General features: G+C 45.0%; 4 protein-coding genes. 3 read left to right on the top strand and 1 reads right to left on the bottom strand.

Going from position 1 to position 5594, the window contains the following annotated elements; translation table 11 throughout:
• A partial coding sequence (locus H6G97_RS44010) for an alpha-ketoglutarate-dependent dioxygenase AlkB family protein (RefSeq protein ID WP_190946791.1) occupies positions 1–334 on the top strand: 334 nt, incomplete at its 5' end.
• Between the two features lie 186 nt (positions 335–520).
• Positions 521–4135: a plasmid replication protein, CyRepA1 family gene (locus tag H6G97_RS44005; RefSeq protein WP_190946790.1), complete on the top strand. Its 3615-nt coding sequence runs from the start codon at positions 521–523 to the stop codon at positions 4133–4135.
• Positions 4136–4906: 771 nt separating this feature from the next.
• Here the strand turns inward: H6G97_RS44005 and H6G97_RS44000 are convergent.
• Entirely contained in the window at positions 4907–5053 is a 147-nt protein-coding gene (locus H6G97_RS44000) for an NblA/ycf18 family protein (protein WP_190946789.1), read from the bottom strand.
• 193 nt (positions 5054–5246) lie between these two features.
• On the opposite strand from H6G97_RS44000, the gene H6G97_RS43995 reads away from it, so the two are divergent.
• Positions 5247–5423 carry a hypothetical protein gene (locus tag H6G97_RS43995; RefSeq protein WP_190946788.1) on the top strand — a complete coding sequence of 59 codons (177 nt, stop codon included), beginning with the start codon at positions 5247–5249 and terminating at the stop codon, positions 5421–5423.
• Positions 5424–5594: the final 171 nt, after the last annotated feature.

The raw sequence follows: 5594 nt of genomic DNA, 5'->3' as shown, positions 1-5594 counted from the left end.
AGATAGAATCACCGCTTTGACTGGCTACAAATTCCGCATCGTCATCGGAAATCAATACCGCAGTGGCCAGGACAGCATCGGTTGGCACGCAGACAACGAGCCATCGATGGGATTTAACCCTGCGATTGCATCAGTCAGCCTGGGGTTATGTCGCAAATTCCAAATCAAACCCATCGGCGGTAGACCAACAGATTTCTGGCTGGAACACGGCAGTTTACTCGTGATGCACCCCGGTTGTCAGTCCACACATCTGCACCAAGTTCCTAAAACCAACAAAGTGGTTAACACACGTATTAATCTCACATTCCGACCACATACAGCCAGAAGCAGATAATTCTGATTTTTTCAATCTGACCAGAGAAACAATAGCACTTCAAAAAAGCTGTCAACCCTGATTCTATATCAGATTCACTGCCTGACAGCATCAATTTTTCATGCAATTGATTTTTTCTAAGTCATCTACAATCACAACTTCTTAGTTTGTTTGTACTATCTTTTTCCCTCAAAAAGGAGTCACCTCATGGGAGAAGCAAAACGTCGTCGGTTATTAGATCCTAATTATGGCTTACCTAAAATACCCAATATTTCTGAACCAACCTCAAAAGAAGTTTTCAAAAAACAAACTGATTTCAAAACTGTACCTAAAAACCACTTCATCAATTCTCATTATGAATTACCAAAGCATTATCTAAATTTACGTGGCTCCTCGAACCAAAATGATGCTGTTCATTTGAGCCACACAATTGATACACATCAAACAAATAATCAGCTAGCTCCTAACCATTGGCATGAATGGGTAGTCAATTCCGCCGTTGACCCCAAACTCACTGCCCTAAATGTCCGCTCTCTAAGTGGTTCGGAAGTATACGAATACCTTTTATACGCTCTCCCCCAAACTGCCAGACGCAACGATGGGCGACTGCGCGACGGGTACTTGAAAAGATATGCCCACGCAGAGTCGGGCGCATGGTGGGTTAGTGGACTTGACCCGCTTAAAGATTGGCTACCGATGGACTGGGGACGGATGAAACCCGATTACCCAAGACTCGAATGGGACAAGACAACCCTTGAGCAAACGCAAAAGCCCGTTAAATACGAGTCACCCCCCAAAACTCCCAACCGAGTCACGTATCTAAGAGTCCCTCTGCACATTTGGCGGTTGATAGCCCTGCGGTATGACGTAATGATGCCAGAACTAATCACCGTTACAGAAGTTGGTGAAGCACTGGGTTTTTGGGCTTGGGTTATGGCACACCCCGAAATCCCTGTATGCCTTACTGAGGGCGAAAAAAAGGCTGCTTGTCTTCTAACTTTAGGCTTTGTGGCGATCGCACTCCCTGGAATCTGGAACGGTCGAGTCGGCAAGGAAGATGTGGAATACCTGCACCCTGATTTAGTCCCAATGGCGCAAAAGGGTCGCAAATTCGTTATCCTTTTCGACTACGAAAGCAAGCCCAAAACCAAACAGCAGGTTTTTGCTGCTACTCGCCGCACCTGTCAAGTCATTCTCCAACTTGCCTGCCAATGTGAAGTAGCGCTGCTCCCTGGTCCCGAAAAAGGAATTGATGATTGGGTTGTAGCTTTGGGGAAAAAAGCTGATAAAGCAGTGTCCACTATGATTGCTGATGCTTTGAGAATCAGCGAGTTAAACCAAAGGTTTTTCGTCAATCGTGCCAGGGGGCTTCACAAATTCAAACCTAATATTGTCGTTAATACCCGCTATCTCTCCACAATCATCCAATCTCTGCCTCAATCGGGGTTAGTTGGTTTGGCTTCTGACATGGGGACTGGCAAGACCGAAATCTTGGCAATGATTAGAAAAGATAACCCAGACTTGAGCTTTTTGAACAACGGGCATCGGGTTACTTTGCTCAAAAATCTCAGCGATCGCTTGCAAACTGCTATGTACTCTGCGATTTCTTGCGGTGACTGGGCTAAAGCAAAGGCTCTCAGCATTACCGTAGACTCGCTGTATAAAATGGCGAACGATTTACAGGCTTATGACATCTTATTTATAGATGAAGCCTGTCAGTACCTCGCCCACTTGCTCAAGTCCAAAACTTGCAAAGAACACCGGGGCGCTATCCTGGAAGTGCTGGAGTATCTGGTCTACAATGCCAAGCTAGTAGTGTTGGCAGATGCTCACCTCGATGATTTGACTATCGAGTTTTTTATGCAAATGCGACCGACTGGTGAAAAACCCTACATCATCAAGAATGAATATCGTTCAGGGGGTCGTCAGGTTTATTGGTATGAAGGGAAAAACAGCAGCGCAATCGTTGCCGAGTTCCACGCTCAGTTGATGCTTGGTAAAAAGTTGATGATGGTCAGCGACAGCAAGCGGTTTATCAAAAAGCTAGAAAGAGCGCTCAATGATGGTTCAGCAATTGATGACGCTGATGATACACCGGAATCAGTCGAAGACCGCAAGTTACGAGTGTGGGCTATTCACTCCGAGAACAGTGGATCTGAAGAGAATGTGATTTTCATCAGGGAGATTAACATTGCTATTCTTGATATCGATGCTTTTTTAATTACTCCCAGTCTCAGTTCAGGGGTTGACATTTCCAGCTATCATTTTGATGCTGTATTCGGTGTATTTCATGCTGTTTCGCAATCAGCTACAGAATGCGCCCAGCAATTATGGCGGTATCGTCCAGATGTCCCCATCTATGTCTGGGTGGCTCCTCGTCCTCCTTTTGGTTACGCCGAAACCAATGCCCGTCACATCAAAGAAAAGATTCTCCAAAAAAATGAGATGACCGCGTTTTTAATTCGCATTAACCGCGAGACAGGCAAACGTGGAGCAGAGAAGGACTGGGCGTTGGATGCTTCTTGCCAAATTGAAGCACAGCGCAATTGGTCGATTAATAATCTTCGCTCTGATCTGCGATCGCTCCTTTTTGAGATGGGCAATACGATTATTCCTTTGGGCGACAGTTGTGATGAAGGAACTTCCCGGTGGATGAAGGCGGCTGGTATCGCCATCAATGAGGAGCATTACCGTAAAGTTGCCAATGCCAAAGATATTGACAGAAGGACTTACAACAGCAGGCAGCACCAAGATTATCTCAAGCCGGAGGAGGTTTTGGAATGTGAGAAATTCCGCATACAGGACACTTACGGGATGAGCGTAACCCCTGAACTGGTTGAGCAAGATGACGGGGGACGCTTAATTAAAAAGATTGTTGCACTTGAAGCGATATTGGCCGCACCTGGGGAAATGGTCATTGATGAACAGGGGCGAGAATTTATTCCACCGCCGGCTATTGTTGCCGAACGCGATAAATCGGAACGGGAGCGATTAGCCATTTGCACTGACTGGAGCAATCATTCTACCGCGTGGCTTATGCGTCATCGGCTTGGGCTTAGGGCCGTGCTGATGGATCTCATGGCTGGGGTTGAGATTAAAGGCGACGAGGCGATGATTCAGGCTTTGGCTGACTTCTCCAAACGCAACGCATCTCACGTTAAAGGCATTCTTAATCTGACCATCCCGCCATCGGAGTCTCCAGTTTGGATTTTGGGGCAATTCCTCTGGCAACTTGGTTTGTCTACTGAATCACGAAGACCAATGGAGGATAGGCAGAGGGTTCGGTATTATCGGTTGAATACTTCTGATGTAGAGTTTATCCAACAAGTGCTGGATTATCGGCAACGGCAGAGGGAGGGCAGGGAAAGGAAACGCCACCAGGAACAAGAACGAAATGCGGCACATAAAGCTAGGATGCAGTCCATGTACGGAAGCAGGGGAGCAGGGAGCAGGGCGCAGGGGGAAGAGGACATAAGAGAAGGGGAAGCCTTAGTGCAAAACTCTCTCCCTTACTCCCAGCAAATAGCCCCCTTGCCTGATTTCCCGCCGTCCACACCGCCCCTTAATGAAGATGGAAGTAATAATCGGGGGGGTATGGACACAGATCCAGAACTCAGTGATTCTTGGTGGGAGCGGGTCAAATATTATGCTCAGTTAGCGATTGAGCGGCTGGAGTACGGGGTTAATGCGGTTAAAGAATTACTCTGTACGCTAACGAGTGATGAGCGTTGCGGCGTGATGCTAGAATTTGAGGATCTTGACCCTGAAAAGTTTGCTCAACTGGTTACAGATGCTCCACAGTGGACTGAATGGATGGCGTAGATTTCGTATCCGATAAGACCAGTTGACTGTTAATTCCTCAAGCATCATTTCAGTGTGAATGTAGGTGAACAGTCCTGTAATATCTATTGCTTCATTTATTGACTTATTTTGGAAGCCGAGCTAATTCTGAAACTTCAGAATCTGGCGAAATTTCCGATGCTTCCTCACTCTCAACCTTTAAAGAACGCAGTAATTCCCGAATTACATCATTAAAGGGTCTTCCTGTTCTTGCACAGTATTGATGACAATTTCTCTATTTCTGTTGACGTAAGATTTACTGTCAATCGTTTAACTGCCCATTTTTTATTCACCGTTTGCTTTTTATACTGCCCTATCACTTTTGTCACAGAAAATTATACCTTTGTTTCAAAGCCTCTCCTAATCTGGCTCTTAGCCTATTTAATCCAATCAATCTCAAAACAATTGGCTTTTTTATCGGCGTTGCTGATGGTGAAGCGTTCTGGAATGGCTATCTGGGGCAGTGGCAGATTTGGGTTAAGTTTGGGAGCGGGTGTAGGTCTGTGATGTGCGATTGGCTAGCGGTGGTGTAGTTCAGAGTAGTTCACTGTTCCATCAAAACTCAAAACTATTACTGTGAGTTCGTTATTGTAAAGCTTTCTTTTGTAGAAGCAAATAATCTCTATTGCCTTGCCCTTCAAAAAGACAATTGTGTGTTCGTTATCTTCTGAATCGCTTAAAGTAACGAGAGCAAGGTTTGTTTTAGCCCAAGATTGAACCTGAACCAACTTCCCACTGATGTTTTAGCAATTCCTAGTAAGTCTTTTCCCTTATCATCATCTGCTTATACAGCATCTGCAAAAATTCTTGAGCTTGTTCACGAGACATCTGCTGCACAAGATCCGCGAAAGTTCTAAGGCTAAATTCTTGTTCTAAAGATAATTCAATGGGTTGATTCATCGCTTTTATTACCTACTCTTTTATTTGGGGCAAATGTTGCTTTATATGAATATATATTACGATAACTTTACAAGAACCAAAGGGGAGTAAACCGTACTGGCGTAGGTTAGAATGCCGTATCTGCTGCTAAAAACCTTGATATCACTCCATTGTGGCAACCCAAGTAAAAACCTAAGTTCTAAAGTTTCTTACCTTGAGGTTTTTAAAAGCATTTTTAGCCTCTGCTTACGGCTGGCGATCGCTGTTGAAGGAGATGGGCAATACTCTGGGCAAGAGTGATGAACGTTGCGGCGTGATGCTGGAGTTTGAGGATCTTGACCCTGATAAGTTTGCTCAACTGGTGACAGATGCTCTACAGTGGACGGAGTGAACGGCGTGAGAAAGTTGAGTTTATTTCACATTATCCAGGTTAGACAACAAAATCCCTAACAATTTGATACTACGATTCTCCAAGTCACTTGACTCAAATCGGTTTTGTCTTCGGGTAACTTTATCCTTTAAGCTACATATATTAAGACTGTGGCGACGATTACCCTTGTGG

This window comes from Nostoc flagelliforme FACHB-838 (assembly GCF_014698065.1).
GTDB classification, from domain to species: domain Bacteria; phylum Cyanobacteriota; class Cyanobacteriia; order Cyanobacteriales; family Nostocaceae; genus Nostoc; species Nostoc flagelliforme_B.
This window is presented reverse-complemented; position numbering and strand designations above follow the sequence as displayed.